1 pseudogene is annotated in these 746 nt (G+C 43.6%); it reads right to left on the minus strand.

Annotation, left to right across the window (positions count from 1 at the left end):
- Nucleotides 1-746 (minus strand): annotated as a pseudogene (locus BN346_RS04345) (IS256-like element ISLgar5 family transposase); the annotation flags it as partial.

Consider the following 746-nt stretch of genomic DNA (forward strand, 5'->3'; position numbering starts at 1 on the left):
CCTTTATGACTGCGACCTAGGAATTTTTGGTTGTAAGTATCAAAAGACGAGACTAAGAAACGTTCCATCGACTCTTCGTTTTGGAACTGTTCCTTGCGGTGGCTGTATTTCTTGATTTGCTTATTAAAGGATTCAATCAAGTTCGTAGAATAAATACTCTTGCGTATGGCCAAGGGGAAATCATAGAAAGTGAGCAAGTGATCGTTCGAAAGAATCGATTCAACCACTTTTGGATAGCTGGTTTTCCATTTTTCCGCAAAAGCACCACGTGCTTCCAATGCCGCCTTTTTAGATGACGCTTGATACACCATTTTAAAATCATCACAGACTTCCTTACGATCATCGACACGCACTTTGTGACTGATATTACGGGAAACGTGCACACAGCAATGTTGAAAACGGGCTTTGGGGTAGAACCGACTAATCGCTCCTACCATCCCCTTTAAGCCATCCGTGATGAACAGGAGGACATTTTTCAAACCGCGCTCTTGAAGGTCCAATAAAATTTCCTCCCAAATCGTGATGGATTCAGTCGGTGCAATCGCATAGCTCAATACTTCCTTTGATCCGTCCGGGCGAATGCCAACTGCGATATGAATAGCTTCCTTGGCGACGGTTTTCCGCTTTAACGGAATATACGTTGCGTCCATATAAATAGCAGCATAACGGTCATGAAGCTCCCGCCCTTTAAACGCCGTTACCTCTTCTGTAAATGATTTTGTTATATTGGACATGGTTTGGGGCGT

Origin of the sequence: Clostridium ihumii AP5, from assembly GCF_000612845.1 — a bacterium.
Classification (GTDB): Bacteria; Bacillota; Clostridia; order Clostridiales; family Clostridiaceae; genus Clostridium_J; species Clostridium_J ihumii.